We start from the raw sequence: 13,412 nt of genomic DNA, 5'->3' as shown, positions 1-13,412 counted from the left end.
GAAGCAATATTCCGGCTTCGCGGCTTCGGAAAGCCTCGATGACCGCTTCGGGCCGACGGCCGTCGGGCCTGGGCCCATGGCCGGTGGCCTTACAGGTGAATTACTTCTCGACGATCGCGAGAACGTCGCGAGCCGAGAGGACGAGGTAGTCCTCGCCGCTGTACTTCACCTCGGTACCGCCGTACTTGCTGTACAGCACGATGTCGCCGACCTTGACGTCGAGCGGCAGGCGGTTGCCGTCCTCGAAGCGGCCCGGGCCCACGGCAAGGACGGTGCCCTCCTGGGGCTTCTCCTTCGCGGTGTCCGGGATGACCAGGCCAGAGGCCGTGGTCTCTTCAGCGTCGAGCGGCTGGACCACAATGCGGTCCTCAAGCGGCTTGATGGCAACCTTGGAGCTGGCGGTCGTCACGATCCGACCTCCCCCTTCGGAGATCTCATCACGGGGTCATATGTCTGGGGTGGCGACCTGGTAGATCCGTCGTCGCGGGTGCCGGATCTGCCTGTCGCGACTAGCTGGCACTCACCAGGGGAGAGTGCCAAGGTTGAGATTATGCCGCGGTTAGCACTCCGTCAACCAGAGTGCCAGCGAGCCGCCCGCGCCCCCCGTCGGCGCCGGGACGTGGCAAGGGAATTCCGCCAGGGAGAATGGAGGCGTGGATCTTGACGCTTTCTCCCGGCTCCTGGGCGACGAGGGGCAGTCCCTCCTCGCCGGGCTGCGCGACTTCGACCCGGCGCACGAACTCTCCGTCGCGACGAGGCTGCGCCGCGACCACCCCGCCGAACTGGTCTCCGCGGCGCTCGCGCAGGCGCGGCTGCGGCAGCGCGCCGTGGCGAAGTTCGGTACCGAGGACGCGGCGCGGATGTATTTCACGCCCAACGGCCTGGAGCAGTCGACCCGCGCGAGCGTCGCGGCGCACCGGGCCCGCCGCTTCACCGGGGAACTGGGCGTGCGGCGGCTGGCCGACCTCTGCTCGGGTGTCGGCGGCGACGCGCTCGCGCTGGCCCGCGCCGGGGTGTCGGTGCTGGCCGTGGACCGGGACCCGCTGACCTGCGCGGTGGCCAGGGCCAACGCCGAGGCCCTGGGGCTGGCCGACCGCATCGAGGTGCGGTGCGAGGACGTGACCGAGACCGACATCTCGGGGTACGACGCGGTCTTCGTGGACCCCGCGCGGCGCGGCTCGGGGCGGGGCGGACAGGGCGGACGGGGCGGCTCCGGGAAGGGCGGCGGCGCGGGGCGCGGCGGGGCCCGTATCTTCGATCCCGAGGCGTACTCGCCCCCGCTGAGCTGGGCCGTCGAGGTCACCCGTCGCGTCTCGCACGCGGCGCTCAAGGTCGCGCCCGGCATCCCGCACGAGGTCGTGCCGTCCGACGCCGAGGCCGAGTGGATCTCGGACGGCGGCGACGTGAAGGAGGCCGTGCTCTGGTTCGGCGCGGGGCTGGCGGACGGTCTCTTCCGGGCGACGCTGCTGCCCGGCGGGGACACCCTGCCGGGGACCGGGCTCCCCGACCCGGAACCCGGGGACGTCGGGCGCTATCTGTACGAGCCGGACGGCGCCGTGATCAGGGCGCACCTGGTCTCCGAGGTCGCGGCACGGGTCGAGGGCCGTCTTCTCGATCCGACGATCGCGTATGTGACGTCCGACGCGCTGGTCCCGACGCCGTACGCGACCGCCTACGAGATCACCGACGTGCTGCCCTTCAACGTCAAGAAGCTGCGCGCCCTGCTGCGGGAGCGCGGGGTGGGCGTGGTCACCGTGAAGAAGCGGGGCTCCGCCGTCGAGCCCGAGGAACTCCGCCGGAAGCTGAAGCCCGAGGGGCCGCACGCCTGCACCGTCTTCCTCACCCGCGTCGCGGGTGCCCCGATGACGCTGCTGGGGCACCCGGCGGCACGGGCGGCGTGAGCGGCCGTCGGACTGGCTCAGCAGTTCTTGTAGCCGCTCCCCGTGCGGCTCCACGAGCAGGTGTCCAGGGAGCTGCCGGAGGCGGAGCGCAGCGTGGCCTTGTCCCCGCTGTTGTTCCACACGTACCAGCTACGGCCCCAGTAGCGGTCGGTGCTCTTGTTGGTGCCCTTGCCCGTGTGCACGCGGACGCTCTTGCCTGACTTCAGGGTGAAGGTGCCGAAGGTGTACTTGTAGCCCGTCTTGTCCTTCACCGTGTAGCCCTTGAGGCTGACGCTCCTGCTGGAGACGTTCTTCAGGGTGAAATATTCGGCGTTGACGCTGGAGTTGCCGCCCCTGTCGCTGCCGGGCGAGTCGTAGCGGAAGTAGCGGAACTGGACGGCCGAGGCCGCCTGCGCGGGCGCAGCGAGCGTGAGCGCGAGCACGGCGGCGGCCCCCGCCGCCGTCGCCGGTATCAGGGCATGCCGGATCTTCATGGTGGTCCCCCCTAGGACACGGCCCGGCTTCGCACGCCGGGCAGGATCGATACTTTAAGCCGCAACATCCCCTGTGTCCGCACACTTACGGAGAATCGGTCACATCCGTACCGGCGCCCTCCGCCTTCTCGGCGTGTTCCCCGGCACTCCCCACGTCTCACTCGTCCGGGTGAAACCATCGCGCGGGCGGGGTCAGTGGACGTTCAGGCGCTCCCTCACCTGATCGACGAGCCGGTCGACGGAGACCGCGCCCGCGCTGGAAGCAGCGCCGAGAGAACCGGACAGCCGGTCGAAGGGCACGAAGGGCCCTGACCGCTCCTCGCGCAGCCGCAGCAGCCGGTCCACGGGCGCCGTCAGCGACTTGACGGGATCGGCCAGCGCCTCGTGGCACGACGGGCACACCGGCCGGTTGCGGGCGCTGGTGTCGTCGGGGTGGGCGAACCTGCCGCTCGCGGTGGCGGGCCCGTGCAGCGGGTTGAGCGCGCACAGGGTGGCGCTCACGGTCTGTCCGTGCCCCGCGTCGAGGACCGCCCGTCCGGCGCGCAGCAGGGCGAGGGCCGCCGCGAGGGTCGGCGGGTCCTGGTCAGGCCCGTGCTGCCCTTCCCCCTCCCTGCCCAGGAGGAGGGCCGCCGTGTCCAGGTACGCCCGGACGCGGGTGCGTGCGGCCTCGGGCAGTCCGACGTCGGGCAGTTCGCCGTCGGTGCGCGCGAAGTCCGCCTCCAGCCAGTCGCGTTCGCGGCGCGCGGCCCTGCGGAGCCAGCCGGTGCCGGGCAGCGCGGGCGCGCTCATCGCCTCGCCCGGGTCCGGCCTGGCCCCTCCGGAGCGCCGGCGCCGTATGCGCCCGGCCGCCGCGAACGCCGCCGCCGTCAGACCGAGCGCCGCGAGGGCGCCGACGGGCCCCAGCGCCAGGCCGCCCCAGAACGCGCCCGAGTACAGCGCCGGCAGCGCCTCCTGCGCGACGGGGTCCTCCGCCGGGACCGGATCGAGGCGGGGCTCACCCGGCGGGCCGGGACGGGTCCCGTCGATGTGGGTGAGCAGCGCGTCGAGCCCGTCGTAGAGCCCGGGCTTCTTCGCGTTCGCGCCATCGCCATGGCCGATGGACTCGGTGTACGCGTACAGCTCCTCGTCGTCCAGCCTGGCGCCGTAGTTGACGACTTCGTACGCGTCACCGGACGGTCCCGCGACGACATAGACGCCCTCCTCGTCCAGCGCCTCGTGCAGCTTCCCGGCGAGGAGCGCGCTGTCGCCGCCCGACTCGTCCTCGGGCGTGCTCGGCACGACCGCCACGCGGACCGGCACGCCGAGCGATCGCTCTGTGAAACCCAGGGTTCCCCCCTTCACTGGTCCGCTCCCCTTCACGGGGTGCGCGGTGATGGCTTCACGGGGCGCCCGGTTCATTGGGGGTGCACTCTGTGGGTGCCCCTTGAGGTTTCGTCAGCGATGCTCAGGCCAGTGGCACGGGTTGTGCCCACCCTCCCCCAGCTAACGCTGGGAGGTGCCCCCTCGCCAGCGGGACGCTTGCCCACAACTTTTTGGCGCCGTCGCCCGGCGCGGGCGTCCCTGGGTGCGCCTTGGGGTCGTTGCGCGGGTGCGGGCCGGTGGCTTCGGCGCGGCGTATGGACCGGTAGTTCGCGGCTGGTCCCGCGTGATTCTTGGTTGCGGCCGTGGATATGGGCGCGTGGGTGCGGGGTGTCCGGTGCCGCGCCGGGGTGTCTCCTCGGCGTGAAGCTTTCGTTGTCGGCTTTACGCCGGTGACTTTCTCGACCTGCGGGGACACCCCACCACGCCCCCGTCCCGCCGGTGGCCCACTGCCACTCCGAGTCCGCCGGGGCCGACTCCATGACGTGCGGCGGCACAAATCCAGCGCGGGACCCTACGGTCCCCACTTCACGGGCCGACCGTCCCGCACAACACCCCCGGCGCAGGGTGCGCCCAGCCGATTGCCCCTCAGGGGTTCGTTCGCGTGCTGCGGGCCGGTGGGTGGGTTGTGCCCACGCTCCCCCAGCTACCGCTGGGAGGTGCCCGCTCGCCATGCGGAACGCCTGCCCACAACAGGGGTGGCTGAGCTGGGCTCCTCTGGCACGGTGCCGGTCCACAGCGTGGTGACAACGGGAGTGGTCACCGGCGGATAGTTGGCCACCGGGTGGGAGGTGGTGTGGCGGGGTGTCCCCGCAGGGCGAGCAAGTCACCGGCCGAAAGCCGAGAAACATACCTTTACGCCCGAGGAGACACCCCGGCGCGGCGCCGACCCCCACCACACAGCAACCCCACAACCACGGTGGAAACCCGGAATCACGCGGCGCCAGCCGCGTACTACCGGTCCACACGCCGCGCCGAAGCCACCGGCCCGCACCCGAAAAACGGCCAACAGCCCCGCGCAGCGCTACGCGCGTTCGAAGCGCCAGCGGTGTACCGGGCGTGCGGCGAACTCCGGGGGCGGGTCCGGGAGTTCGGGCAGCTCGGCGTCGTAGGGCGCGTCCCACCAGGTGATGACCAGGACGCGGTCCCCCGGAGCCGTGAACGTCTCGCGGCGCAGCGGCTCGGGGCCCGGTGGGGTGTCGTGGTCGTGAGCGGGGGCGTGGGTGCGGGTCCAGGCCAGCAGGTCGGGGCCGTGGCCCGGGGTGGCCTTGGCCTCCCACATCAGCGCGACGGTCATGAGGAGTACAGGTTCTTCCGGCTCAGCTCGTGCACGTGGTCATGGTCATGGCTGTGGCCGCGTCCCGGCACGTGGGGGTCGGTCACCGGCAGGGAGGAGTCGGCGGGGAGGTCCCAGTCGGAGGCGGCGCGGTTGCGGGCCACCATCTCCGCGCCGAGCGCCGCGACCATCGCGCCGTTGTCGGTGCACAGCTTGGGACGCGGCACGCGGAGCGTGATGCCCGCATCGGCGCAGCGCTCCTCCGCCATGGCGCGCAGCCGCGAGTTCGCCGCGACCCCGCCGCCGATCATGAGGTGGTCCACGCCCTCGTCCTTGCAGGCGCGGATGGCCTTGCGGGTGAGCACGTCCGTGACGGCTTCCTGGAAGGAGGCGGACACGTCCCGCACCGGCACCTCCTCGCCCGCCGCGCGCTTCGCCTCGATCCAGCGTGCGACGGCCGTCTTGAGGCCGGAGAAGGAGAAGTCGTACGGGGCGTCGCGCGGCCCCGTGAGGCCGCGCGGGAAGGCGATGGCCCGGGGGTCGCCCTCGCGCGCGTACTTGTCGATCACCGGGCCGCCGGGGAAGCCCAGGTTGAGCACGCGGGCCACCTTGTCGAACGCCTCGCCCGCCGCGTCGTCGATCGTCGAGCCGAGGGGACGCACGTCGGAGGTGATGTCCGGCGCGAGGAGCAGCGAGGAGTGCCCGCCGGAGACGAGGAGCGCCATCGTCGGCTCGGGCAGCGCGCCGTGCTCCAGTTGGTCGACGCAGATGTGGGATGCCAGGTGGTTGACGCCGTAGAGCGGCTTGCCCAGCGCGTACGCGTACGCCTTCGCCGCCGAGACGCCCACGAGCAGCGCCCCGGCGAGTCCGGGCCCGGCCGTGACGGCGATGCCGTCGAGGTCGCGGGGCGAGACGCCCGCCTCGCGCAGCGCCCGCTCGATGGTGGGGACCATGGCCTCCAGGTGCGCGCGGCTCGCGACCTCGGGGACGACGCCGCCGTAGCGCGCGTGCTCGTCCACGCTGGAGGCGATCGCGTCGGCCAGGAGGGTGTGCCCGCGGACGATGCCGACACCGGTCTCGTCGCAGGACGTCTCGATACCGAGGACGAGGGGTTCGTCAGCCATGGATCTGTGTTCCTTGGGAGGAGGGGTCGGAAGCGGAATCAGAAGTGGGGCCGGTCGCGGCCGTGGTGTCGGCGGTGGTGTCGGCGGTGAGGCCGAGGCGCATGACGAGCGCGTCGACGTTGCCCGGCTGGTAGTAGCCGCGCCGGAAGCCGATGGGGGCGAACCCGAAGCGTTCGTAGAGCCGCTGGGCCCGCGCGTTGTCCACCCGGACCTCCAGCAGCACCTCATGGCACTCGAAGTCCGTGGCGGCCGAGATCAGCTCGCCCAGCAGCCGCGCGCCGAGCCCGGTGCCCTGGTGGGAGGGGAGGACGCCGATGGTCTGCACGTCGCCCGTGCCGTCGACGGCGGCGAAGCCTCCGTAGCCGACGATGCCGTCCGTGCCGTGCGCGCCCGGGGGCGCTTCGGGGTCGACGGCGACGAGATAGCGGCGGGTCGCGTACGGGCCGCGCGCGTGCGCCAGCTCCGACCAGAACATGCCCGCCGACCACGCGTCGTCCGGGAAGAGCGCGCGCTCCAGCGCGAGCACGTCGTCGATGTCCCACCAGCGCATCTCGCGCAGCCGCACACCACCGGCCCCCGCGCCCGTCGGGTCCGCCGGGGCCTTCGGGTCCGTCACGCCCGTCGGGCGCGCGCCACCGTCCGCCGTCACTTCGGGGTGACCACCTTGTAGCTGGCGGGGACCTGCGCGTCCGGGCGGCGCAGATAGAGGGGGCGGGGCGGCGGGAAGTCCTCGCCGCGCGCGAGCTTCTCCGCCGCGAGCCGGGCCAGCGCGGGCGCCGACTGCTCGGCGGGCAGGTCCTTGCGCACGCCCTGGAAGACGTCCTCGTACAGCACGGCGCCCGCGCCCACGGCGGGCAGCCGCGTCACCTCGTCAGGGAGCGCGGCGGGGCGCTCGACGCCGGGCTCGTCCAGGCGGGTGCGCGCGTCGGCGTACCGCGCCCAGTAGACCTCCTTGCGGCGGGCGTCCGTGGCGACGACGAAGGGGACGTCGAGCCCGGAGGCGTAGGCGATGCCGTCCAGCGTGCACAGTCCGTGGACGGGGATGCCGAGCGCCGAGCCGAAGACCTCGGCCGTGGCGAGGCCGACGCGCAGCCCTGTGTACGGGCCAGGGCCGACGCCGACGACGATGCCGGAGACGTCCCGCAGCACATGGCCCGCCTCCGTCAGCACGCGGTCGACGGCCGGGAGCAGCAGTTCGCCGTGCCGCCTGGCGTCCACCTGGTGGGAGGCGGCGAGGGTGCGGTCGCCGTCGGCGTCGTGGAGGGCGACGGTGACGGCCGGGGTTGCGGTGTCAAGAGCGAGCAGCAGCACACGGCCAGCCTACGGCGGGCGGGGACCGGGATGCGCGGGGGTGGCGACCACGGCCCGATCGGGTGACCCCCGCGACCCCCGCGCCTCAGCGGATCACTTCTTCGCGGTCTCGCCGAACGGCACGTCCACGCCCTCCAGATCGGCCCTGATGCCGTCCTTGGCCACCGAGATGCCCGTCAGCCGCACGTCGCCCGGCATGTCGGGGAGCTTCTGCGAGAGGGAGAGCTTGTCCGCCAGCTTCGGCTCCTCGATCTTCTTGAGCCCCTCGATCAGCGACGGGTCGATGCCGATCTTCTTCAGCAGCTCGGGGTGCTCCATGAGCACGTCGAGCATGTTGACCTTCATCATCTTGTCGACGAACTTCGGGGTGCCGGTCACCTCGTGCAGCTTGTCCTCGCTCTGCCGCACCTGCGCGGCCCGCTCCGGGGTGAGCCCGAAGCGCTTGGCGATGGAGCCGACGCCGAAGAGCGCCTTGGCCTTGGCCGCGTCGTGCTGGATGCGCTTGGCCAGGGGCCGCGAGAGCTGGAGGCCGCCGCGCTCGCCCGGGGTGTACGAGAAGAGCTTCGGCACCTCCAGGCGCATGTCGTCGACCGTCGTCCCGATGCCGTGGTCGCTGGTGCGCTCCAGGTGCGCCCGCGCCCGCACCTTGACCTCCGTACCGGCCACGGGCAGCTTGCCGTCGGCCATGACGGTGTTCTTGCCGCCCGCCGTGAAGCGGACCTGCGAGGTGCCCAGTTCGCGGTCCAGGTCGTCGAAGTCGAGCAGGACGTGTCCGCGCATCTGCCCCAGCACCGCGCCCTTGATGGAGGTGGGCGCGTCGCCGACGATCCGTACGTCGTTCACCGACCCCTTCACCTGCGCGACCGAGACCCGGCCCGCCGGCATGTCGGGGATGGTGATGTCCACGTCGTCCAGGCGCTCCGACGCGAGCTGCGTCAGGAACGGGAAGCCGTTGATGTGCACCTCGGGCTCGGCGTGCAGCTTCAGCGCGCCCTGGACCTTCTCGGCCGCCTTGTTCTCCGCGTACAGCACGGCCCAGCGGTCGCCGACGCCGAGGAAGGCGAGCAGCACGGCGAGCGCGATACCGATCTTGAGGCTGGTCCTGATGCGCGAGCGCCGCCGCCTGCGCACGGCACGCAGATACGGCATCCGGTCCTCGTACTCGCGCTCGTCGTAGTCGGAGCGGAGCGTGAAGCCGAGGGGTCCGTCGTCCGCAGATCCGCTGTGGGGAGCGGGAGCGGGGCCTTCGGCGGGATCCGGGTCTGCGGCGAGCGCGTCGTACGGGTTGGGAGCGGCCGACGGCGGGGGCGCCGGGGCATCGGGGGAGGCCAACTCCTCGTAAGGATTCCGTGCCACTGGTATGCGACGTGTAGAACTTGTCGATGAGCCGTGGGGGGTCATCGCCTTATGCGAACACAGGGGCGCCGCTTACTCCAAGTACTTCCTCTCCCGAACGATCGCTCTCGGGCACGGCAGGCATGGTCTGTCCTGATCTCCGTGCCCGGCTGCTACCGTCAACGGCGTACGGCCCCGATGATCAGTCCGGACGGCGGAAGTCCGGGCGAAAGAGTCCGGGCGGGAGAGTCCGGGCGAAGGACCGGGCACACACGCGGACATCACGAGAGGTGGCGGCGCACGGTGGCACGCAGCGGGAGCAGCGCGGGAGCGGTCGTGGCCGGTCTGACGGCGGCGGCACTCGCCGTCATCGGCTTCTTCGCCTTCCAGGCCAACGCCGCTCAGGACCGCGCCGAGTCGCAGGCCCGCAAGCCGGGCGCCTCCGGCTCCCCCTCCCCCGGCGCCTCCTCGGGCACGTCCGAGAAGGAGCGTCCCGACGACGCGCTTCCCGCCCGCTCGGGCACGGGCACCCGGGTCGTCTACTCCCTCGACAGCGAGCGCGTCTGGCTCGTCGGCAAGGGCGACAAGGTCAGCCGCACGTACGAGGTCGAGCCCAGCTCGGTCCACCCGGCGCCGGGCACCTACAAGGTGACGTCGCGTTCGTCACACATCACGGGCTCCGACGGCGTTCCCGTCGAGAACGTGGTGCGCTTCACGACCGTCGGCAACACGACGATCGGGTTCAGCGCGGCGCTCGACGGTTCGACGCCGAAGGCCGACTCCGCGCGGAAGACCGGCGGGATCAGGGAGCAGCGCAAGGACGGCGAGGCGCTGTGGCTGTTCGCGCCGATCGGCACGAAGGTCGTCGTCGTCGACTGACCGGGCGTCCGGCGCTCCCCCCCTTGCCCGAATCCCGTGCCGAACCGGCTCAGGCCGCATCCCGGCCCGGACGCTGGTCCGGCACGGGCTGCGTAGCGGCGGGAACGGAAACGGGCGCGGGGCGGTCCGTGCGGGCCGGTGCGTCGGCCGGGGCCGACGGCGGCTGCGACACCGCGTCCGCGGCGGCACAGGAGGCCAGCAGCTCGCGCATCGAAGGCATGCCCTGCTTCTGCTCGCGGTCGTGGGCCGTCATGGGTCCCTCCCGGGGGCTCCTGGTGCGGGCGTGGTTAGGTAGACCTAACCCACGTCTCGGCCTCCATCTGACCATGGCCCCGGCCACGCGCGCAACATCTTCCCGACAACATGTCGGGAATCTGGTCACGCCCGGCCGGGGCACCGTCCGGAGCCCGCGCCAGGGTTCACGCCAGGACGGAGAAGTCCTCGTCCGCCCAGCGCTCGCCGAAGCCCGCGAAGGTGAGGGTGCGCGCGTCGGCGTCATCGGCGTCGGCGTCGGCGTCGGCGTCGGCGGGGTCACCCGTGCCCGCGTCCGTGCCGGTACCCGTGCCCACCGCGCGGTCGATGACGACGTGCAGCCGGTCCTCCGACAGCTCCTCGACCTTGCCCTCGCCCCACTCCACGACCACCACCGACTCCGGCAGCGACACGTCCAGGTCGAGGTCCTCCATCTCCTCCAGGCCGCCGCCCAGCCGGTACGCGTCCACGTGCACCAGCGGCGGGCCCTCGCCCAGCGGGGGGTGGACGCGCGCGATGACGAACGTCGGCGAGGTGACGGCCCCGCGCACGCCGAGCCCTTCGCCGAGGCCGCGCGTCAACGTCGTCTTGCCCGCGCCCAGTTCACCCGTGAGGAGCACGAGATCGCCGGGCCGCAGCAGCTTGGCCAGGGCCCGGCCGAGGTCGCGGGTGCGCTCAGGAGTCGGAGCGGCGACGGTGAGCGCGCTGCGCGGAGCCGGTCCGTGCGGCACGGTGACCGTCGTGGCCGTCGCCGAATCGGTCGGGGGAGCCGTCGAGGGGTCCGTCGTGAGGTCCGTTGTGGGGTGCTGTGGTGCTTCCTTGCCCATGCGTCCGGATGGTACGCGTCAGCAGCTCCGCGACGTGTTCGTTGACCGTCTCCGGACGCTCCAGCATCGCCAGGTGTCCCGTCCGCTCCAGGATCACCAGCTCCGCAGCGGGCAGCGCCGCCGCGATGGCCTCGCTGTGCGCGTGCGGGGTGAGCAGATCGCGGTCCCCCGCGAGGACGAGCGCGGGGCGCCCGTCGAACGCGGCGAGCGCCGCCGTCTTCTCGTGCGCCTCGAAGGCCGGGTAGAACTCGGCCACGACGTCGATCGGCACCGACTCGATCAGCCGCTCGGCGAACCTCGCCACCCCGGGGTCTATATCGCGGGCGCTGCCGAACGAGTACCGCTTGACGAGCCCGGCGAAGAGGTCGGCCGCCGCACGGCGCCCCCGCTCCACCAGCTCGGTCTGCGCGACCAGCGCCTTCAGCACCCCCGGCACCACGCGCCGCACGGCCTTCACGCCCAGCGCGGGCAGCGGCAGCCCGTAGGAGACCTCGCTCAGCCCGCCCGCGCTCGTGCCCACGAAGGCGGCGCCGACGACGCGCTCCGCGACGAACTCCGGGTACTGGTCGGCGAGCGCCATCACCGTCATCCCGCCCATCGAGTGCCCCACCAGCACGATCGGGCCCTCGGGCACGGCCGCGTCCAGCACGGCCTTCAGATCGCGGCCGAGCTGGTCGATGCTGACCGGCTCGCCCACGGGCGCGCGGCCCGAGCGGCCGTGGCTGCGCTGGTCCCAGTACACGGCGCGCACGGCGCCGCGCAGTGCGGCGCGCTGGAAGTGCCATACGTCCTGGTTGAGGCAGTAGCCGTGCGAGAAGACGACCGTCGGGCGCTGCGGCGCCCGGGCTCCCGCACGGCCCGCCGCCGCGTCCGACTGCCTGCGGCGGCGGCTCAGCAGCCGCAGCAGCCTGTTGCGCTGCGGGGTGCGCGGCTCGGGCGGCACCTGCACCGGCATCAGCGCGGCCTCGTCGATGCGGATGGGGCCGACGCTCGGGCCGCCCGCGCCGTCGCCGCCCTTCGCGGCGCGCACCGTCTCCGGGTCCGCGTCCCCGCGCGGGTCCCCTGCGTGGTCCTCGATCTCGTCCGTCTCGAAGTACAGCTCCGTGCCGTCCTCGGCTGACGCCGTGCCCGGGGTGCCGCGCAGCGAGCCGTACGGGCCCGCCGCGTCCAGCGCCAGGCGCGCGCTGCGGCGCACCGTGCGGTGCATCGTCAGCCGCTCGACGGCGACGCCCGCCGCGACCACGCCTATCGCCGCGCCCGCGAAGCCGGCGCGGCGCGCCCATCCGGCGGCGCCCGCCGAGCCCGCCGCGCTGCCACCCTGCGTCATGGTGCCGACCGCTCTCGCGGCGCCGGGGTGACCGACCGTGTCGGCCGCGCCGATCGCCGCGATGGCTCTCGCGGCAGCCGCTGACGCCTCCCTGCTGTTGCCCGCACCGTCCCCCTCGCTCAAACCCTCAGCCCCCCGTGCTCCCGCTGTCGCTCCGGTTCACATACGCCCGGGGTACCCGGGCGCTGACGCGCGTGACGATCTCGTACGAGATGGTGCCCGCGGCCCGCGCCCAGTCCTCGGCGGTGGGCTCGCCGTGGTCGCCGGGGCCGAACAGCAGGGCCTCGTCGCCCGCCTCGGCCGCGTCGCCGCCGAGGTCCACCACGAACTGGTCCATGGCCACCCGCCCCGCGACCGTTCGCCACTTGCCCGCGACCAGCACAGGCCCGGTGCCCGACGCGTGGCGCGGCACGCCGTCCGCGTAGCCGAGCGGGACGAGCGCGAGCGTGGTCTCGCCAGGGGTGCGGTAGTGGTGCCCGTAGGAGATGCCGTGGCCGCCCGGCACCCGCTTGACCAGCGCGAGCGAGCCGGAGAGCGTCATCGCCGGGCGCAGCCCCAGCTCGGCGGCGACGCCGACCTCGGGGGACGGGGACAGCCCGTAGACGGAGACGCCCGTCCGTACGAGGTCGAAGTGCGACTCGGGCAGTGTCAGCGTGGCGGGCGAGTTCGCGTGGTGCCGCACCTCCGGATCGAGACCGGCCCGCCCGGCGACGGCCAGCACCTCGTGGAACACCTCCAACTGGGCCGCGATGGAGGGGTGACCCGGCTCGTCGGCGCACGCGAAGTGCGACCAGATCCCGGTGACCTTCACCGCGCCCTCCGCCTCGGCCGCGCGCGCAGCGGCGACGAGTGCGGGCCAGTCAGCGGGCTGGCAGCCGTTGCGCCCGAGGCCCGTGTCGGCCTTGAGGTGCACGCGTGCCGTACGGCCGCAGGCGCGGGCAGCGGCGACGATCTCGTCCAGCGCCCAGTGGGCGCTCGCCGAGACGTCGATGTCCGACTCGATGGCCTCGCGCCAGGGCCCGCCCGGTGTCCACAGCCAGCTCATCAGGCGGCCCGTGTCACCGGCGGCGCGCAGCGCGAACGCCTCCTCAGGGGTGGCCGTGCCCAGCCAGGTGGCGCCCGCCTCGCGGGCCGCGCGGGCGCAGGGGACGGCGCCGTGACCGTACGCGTCCGACTTGACCACGGCCATCAGTTCCGCCCGGGGCGCGCGGGCACGGAGCGCGCGGACGTTGGCGCGGACCGCGCCGAGATCGATCTCGGCGCGCGCCCGTGGTGTGGCCTGCGCGTCGGCCTGCGCGTCGGCCTGTGCGGCGCCCGGGGCTGCGCCGGGCTGAAGCGGGTACGTCAC

Annotated in this window: 14 protein-coding genes; 2 read left to right on the top strand and 12 right to left on the bottom strand. The window is 73.2% G+C overall.

The features are described from left to right. Positions 1–100: 100 nt before the first annotated feature. On the bottom strand, positions 101–409 hold the full coding sequence (gene groES, locus ACYVOO_RS15875) for a co-chaperone GroES (protein ID WP_114023449.1): 309 nt from the start codon (positions 407–409) through the stop codon (positions 101–103). A gap of 244 nt (positions 410–653) precedes the next feature. On the opposite strand from groES, the gene ACYVOO_RS15870 reads away from it, so the two are divergent. Beyond that, entirely contained in the window at positions 654–1,901 is a 1,248-nt protein-coding gene (locus tag ACYVOO_RS15870; protein ID WP_461016282.1) for a class I SAM-dependent methyltransferase, read from the top strand. A gap of 17 nt (positions 1,902–1,918) precedes the next feature. Here ACYVOO_RS15870 and ACYVOO_RS15865 read toward each other — a convergent pair whose 3' ends face one another. The 7 genes from ACYVOO_RS15865 to ACYVOO_RS15835 all read right to left on the bottom strand — a co-directional run bounded on the left by ACYVOO_RS15865 (position 1,919) and on the right by ACYVOO_RS15835 (position 8,800). Then, positions 1,919–2,374: a lamin tail domain-containing protein gene (locus tag ACYVOO_RS15865; RefSeq protein ID WP_461016281.1), complete on the bottom strand. Its 456-nt coding sequence runs from the start codon at positions 2,372–2,374 to the stop codon at positions 1,919–1,921. A gap of 192 nt (positions 2,375–2,566) precedes the next feature. Further along, positions 2,567–3,652 (bottom strand): hypothetical protein, encoded by a 1,086-nt coding sequence (locus tag ACYVOO_RS15860; protein ID WP_461016280.1) that lies wholly within the window; start codon positions 3,650–3,652, stop codon positions 2,567–2,569. A gap of 1,105 nt (positions 3,653–4,757) precedes the next feature. Next, entirely contained in the window at positions 4,758–5,030 is a 273-nt protein-coding gene (locus ACYVOO_RS15855) for a hypothetical protein (RefSeq protein WP_461016279.1), read from the bottom strand. Continuing rightward, the gene (gene tsaD, locus ACYVOO_RS15850) at positions 5,027–6,133 is read right to left on the bottom strand and encodes a tRNA (adenosine(37)-N6)-threonylcarbamoyltransferase complex transferase subunit TsaD (RefSeq protein ID WP_461016278.1); all 1,107 of its coding nucleotides are present in this window, start codon (positions 6,131–6,133) and stop codon (positions 5,027–5,029) included. The genes ACYVOO_RS15855 and tsaD overlap by 4 nt, the downstream gene beginning before the upstream one ends. Continuing rightward, entirely contained in the window at positions 6,126–6,683 is a 558-nt protein-coding gene (gene rimI, locus ACYVOO_RS15845; RefSeq protein ID WP_461016335.1) for a ribosomal protein S18-alanine N-acetyltransferase, read from the bottom strand. Before rimI ends, tsaD begins: the two co-directional genes overlap by 8 nt. A 95-nt stretch (positions 6,684–6,778) precedes the next feature. Continuing rightward, on the bottom strand, positions 6,779–7,444 hold the full coding sequence (gene tsaB, locus ACYVOO_RS15840; RefSeq protein ID WP_461016277.1) for a tRNA (adenosine(37)-N6)-threonylcarbamoyltransferase complex dimerization subunit type 1 TsaB: 666 nt from the start codon (positions 7,442–7,444) through the stop codon (positions 6,779–6,781). A 93-nt stretch (positions 7,445–7,537) separates the two neighbouring features. Then, a complete protein-coding gene (locus tag ACYVOO_RS15835) occupies positions 7,538–8,800 on the bottom strand; it encodes an LmeA family phospholipid-binding protein (protein WP_461016276.1) in 1,263 nt (420 codons plus the stop codon). Between the two features lie 282 nt (positions 8,801–9,082). On the opposite strand from ACYVOO_RS15835, the gene ACYVOO_RS15830 reads away from it, so the two are divergent. Beyond that, on the top strand, positions 9,083–9,658 hold the full coding sequence (locus tag ACYVOO_RS15830) for a L,D-transpeptidase (RefSeq protein ID WP_461016275.1): 576 nt from the start codon (positions 9,083–9,085) through the stop codon (positions 9,656–9,658). Positions 9,659–9,707: 49 nt separating this feature from the next. Here the strand turns inward: ACYVOO_RS15830 and ACYVOO_RS15825 are convergent, their stop codons facing one another. From ACYVOO_RS15825 to alr, 4 genes are all read right to left on the bottom strand, one after another. Beyond that, complete coding sequence (locus ACYVOO_RS15825; RefSeq protein WP_461016274.1) at positions 9,708–9,911, bottom strand: hypothetical protein; 204 nt, start codon at positions 9,909–9,911, stop codon at positions 9,708–9,710. Between the two features lie 166 nt (positions 9,912–10,077). Next, on the bottom strand, positions 10,078–10,641 hold the full coding sequence (gene tsaE, locus ACYVOO_RS15820; protein WP_461016273.1) for a tRNA (adenosine(37)-N6)-threonylcarbamoyltransferase complex ATPase subunit type 1 TsaE: 564 nt from the start codon (positions 10,639–10,641) through the stop codon (positions 10,078–10,080). Further along, on the bottom strand, positions 10,586–12,064 hold the full coding sequence (locus tag ACYVOO_RS15815; RefSeq protein ID WP_461016334.1) for an alpha/beta fold hydrolase: 1,479 nt from the start codon (positions 12,062–12,064) through the stop codon (positions 10,586–10,588). Before ACYVOO_RS15815 ends, tsaE begins: the two co-directional genes overlap by 56 nt. 127 nt (positions 12,065–12,191) lie before the next feature. Next, positions 12,192–13,319: an alanine racemase gene (gene alr, locus ACYVOO_RS15810; protein WP_461016333.1), complete on the bottom strand. Its 1,128-nt coding sequence runs from the start codon at positions 13,317–13,319 to the stop codon at positions 12,192–12,194. Between the last annotated feature and the right edge of the window lie 93 nt (positions 13,320–13,412).

The sequence above is a fragment of the Streptomyces daliensis genome, from assembly GCF_054782395.1.
The sequence above is the reverse complement of the archived record's forward strand: the minus strand, read 5'-3'. Positions and strand labels throughout refer to the sequence as shown.

Coding starts and splice junctions, on each gene's coding strand:
- ACYVOO_RS15865 (WP_461016281.1), bottom strand. CDS start 2,374: ATGAAGATCCGGCATGCCCTGATACCGGCGACGGCGGCGGGGGCCGCC.
- ACYVOO_RS15855 (WP_461016279.1), bottom strand. CDS start 5,030: ATGACCGTCGCGCTGATGTGGGAGGCCAAGGCCACCCCGGGCCACGGC.
- tsaD (WP_461016278.1), bottom strand. CDS start 6,133: ATGGCTGACGAACCCCTCGTCCTCGGTATCGAGACGTCCTGCGACGAG.
- rimI (WP_461016335.1), bottom strand. CDS start 6,683: ATGCGCTGGTGGGACATCGACGACGTGCTCGCGCTGGAGCGCGCGCTC.
- ACYVOO_RS15825 (WP_461016274.1), bottom strand. CDS start 9,911: ATGACGGCCCACGACCGCGAGCAGAAGCAGGGCATGCCTTCGATGCGC.
- ACYVOO_RS15815 (WP_461016334.1), bottom strand. CDS start 12,064: ATGACGCAGGGTGGCAGCGCGGCGGGCTCGGCGGGCGCCGCCGGATGG.